The organism is Morganella psychrotolerans, from assembly GCF_965118875.1.
GTDB classification, from domain to species: Bacteria; Pseudomonadota; Gammaproteobacteria; order Enterobacterales; family Enterobacteriaceae; genus Morganella; species Morganella psychrotolerans_C.
In genome coordinates this window covers 1-2,546 of the sequence record NZ_CBCPJD010000013.1, presented here as the reverse complement: position 1 = coordinate 2,546, position 2,546 = coordinate 1, and the positions used below count along the sequence as shown (strand labels likewise).

The window sequence follows — 2,546 nt, the reverse complement described above, 5'->3', positions numbered from 1 at the left end:
GGGCGCATTATAGACACTCGTTCAGATCTGGCAAGTGTTTATTTAAAAAAAATGTGCGTTCGCGTTTTTTTTAGACAAAACCTGTATATTTGGACTTTTATTCACCAGTTTTGTCATCAATATGCGTCATAATACCCCTTATTAGTCATTTCCCTGCTTTGTTAATGCATCACGTCAAGGAATCCGAATGCAGTTTTCAGAACAACTCAGTGCCTCACAAAAGAATCTGTCCTATCTTCTGGCCGAAAAACTGGGAAAACAGATTTTATCCGGTCACTATCCGCCAGAATCTATATTGCCGGGTGAGATTGAGCTGGCAGCTCAATTTGAGGTCAGCCGGACCGCTGTCCGTGAAGCCGTCAAGATGCTGGCGGCGAAAGGGATGGTGTTACCCCGCCCGCGCATCGGAACCAGGGTTATGCCGACCATCAGCTGGAATTTTCTTGATCACGATTTTATTAAATGGTGGCTGAGCAGTGGTGACCAACGCCGGGTACTGACGTATTTCCGCGAGCTGCGTATCGCCATCGAGCCACAAGCTTGTGCACTGGCGGCTGTTAATGCCGCCAAAGAACAAAAACAGTCTCTTTCTTTTCTTTTAAAGGAGATGACATTGTTGTCAGATGATTTTGAGCGCGAAAAATGGATTGCTGTTGACCACCGCTTTCATCATTTAATTTATCAGGCATGCGGAAATCCGTTCTTTGCCTCTTTCGCTAATTTATTCGATTTTGTGTATCACAACTTTTTTGAATCCATTACGACAAACCAGGTAATAGAGGTTGATCTCCATAAAGAGATTGTGGATGCCATCATTGATGGTAACGGAGAGCGGGCCCGCCATGCTTGTCAGCGGTTGTTGAGCAAGGTATGAATGTGCAATAGTTATATTCATGACTATTAGCTTATGACTATATAGTAGTAGTGACAGAGATAATGCGTTAAGGGAAAATATGTTTAAAACAGCCAGGAATATGGCAGGTCTGCCGTGGATTGCCGCAATGGCGTTCTTTATGCAGGCGCTTGATGCCACCATTCTGAATACGGCTTTGCCGGATATCGCCGGAAGCCTGAACCATTCGCCGCTTGAGATGCAGTCTGCTGTCATCAGTTATACACTGACAGTGGCATTGCTGATCCCGGTCAGCGGCTGGCTGGCAGACCGCTTCGGCACACGGCGTGTATTTATTATTGCCGTTATTCTGTTTTCCCTGGGGTCTTTATTATGTGCCTTTTCCCCTAACCTGCCATTTTTAGTGACATCCCGGGTTATTCAGGGGATCGGCGGGGCGATGATGATGCCGGTTGCCCGCCTGGCGTTATTACGTGCCTATCCGCGCAGTGAATTACTGCCGATTCTTAACTTTGTTACGATACCCGGGTTAGTCGGTCCGGTACTGGGGCCGATGCTAGGCGGGATCTTAGTAACCTATGCGACCTGGCACTGGATTTTTATTATTAACATCCCTATCGGGATTTTAGGGATTATCTACGCCATCCGTCATATGCCCGATTTTACTATGCCTAAGCGCCGGTTTGATACATTGGGGTTTGCGCTGCTCGGTGCCGGGCTGGTTTCGCTTTCTGTCAGTCTGGATTTGTTCGGCGATAACGGACAAATCCCCGCGATGCCGTTCCTCGTCATGGGCGGTGGTTTTCTGTTACTGGTCTTTTATGCGCTTCATGCGCGACGTATTACTGTGCCTATTATTCCGTTAAGTCTGTTCCGCACACGGACATTCAGTGTCGGGATCGCCGGAAATGTCGCCACACGGCTCGGCACCGGATGTATTCCGTTCCTGATGCCGCTGATGTTACAGGTCGGATTCGGGTATCCGGCCGTTGTCGCCGGAATGATGATGGCACCGACCGCTATCGGGGCGATTGTCGCCAAATCCGCTGTCACACAGATATTACGCCGCTATGGTTATCGCCTGACATTATTTGCCATCACATTGGTGATCGGATCAATTATTTCTTCTTTCTGGTTCCAGTCACCGGGAATGTCGATTTATCTGCTGGTTCTGCCGCTGTTTGTTTTAGGGATGGCGATGTCCACCCAGTTCACTGCAATGAACACCATCACACTGGCAGACCTCACCGATCATAATGCCAGCTCGGGAAACAGTGTACTGGCGGTAACACAGCAGCTTTCTATCAGCTTCGGGATTGCGGTGAGCGCATCAGTATTGCGCTATTTTGAATCGCAGGATGAAGGGTCGGTTGTGGATAATTTCCATGCAACCTTTGTAACGGTCGGCGTGATGACAATTTTGTCCGCGTTTGTGTTCTTGTTCCTCAGCCGGACTGACGGACGGAATCTAATTAAAAAGAAAACCCACCCCACGGATACCCCGGCAACACACAAGTAAAGTCAGCGGGCAATCACCGAGCCCCGGTCCACCAGCACCGGGGTCAGTACCAGCAGGTCAGATGGCGCATCGGCGTCATCCATACGGCGCAGTAATTTATCCACAGCGAGTTTACCCAGCTCATCTTTCGGCTGATGAACCGTTGTCAGCGGCGGAGTAAGATAAGCCGCCAGA

General features: G+C 49.1%; 3 protein-coding genes. 2 read left to right on the top strand and 1 reads right to left on the bottom strand.

Annotated elements, in window-relative coordinates; all coding sequences use genetic code 11:
- The first annotated feature begins 187 nt into the window (after window positions 1-187).
- Window positions 188-874, top strand: coding sequence for a FadR/GntR family transcriptional regulator (locus ACMHKJ_RS13880; protein ID WP_413494776.1), 687 nt, complete (start codon window positions 188-190; stop codon window positions 872-874).
- Window positions 875-953: 79 nt separating this feature from the next.
- The gene (gene mdtD, locus ACMHKJ_RS13875; protein ID WP_413494774.1) at window positions 954-2,372 is read left to right on the top strand and encodes a multidrug transporter subunit MdtD; all 1,419 of its coding nucleotides are present in this window, start codon (window positions 954-956) and stop codon (window positions 2,370-2,372) included.
- A 2-nt stretch (window positions 2,373-2,374) separates the two neighbouring features.
- On the opposite strand, the gene ACMHKJ_RS13870 is transcribed toward mdtD, so the two are convergent.
- On the bottom strand, window positions 2,375-2,546 hold a 172-nt coding region (locus ACMHKJ_RS13870), incomplete at its 5' end, for a substrate-binding domain-containing protein (protein WP_413494778.1).

Coding starts and splice junctions, on each gene's coding strand:
- ACMHKJ_RS13880 (WP_413494776.1), top strand. CDS start 188: ATGCAGTTTTCAGAACAACTCAGTGCCTCACAAAAGAATCTGTCCTAT.
- mdtD (WP_413494774.1), top strand. CDS start 954: ATGTTTAAAACAGCCAGGAATATGGCAGGTCTGCCGTGGATTGCCGCA.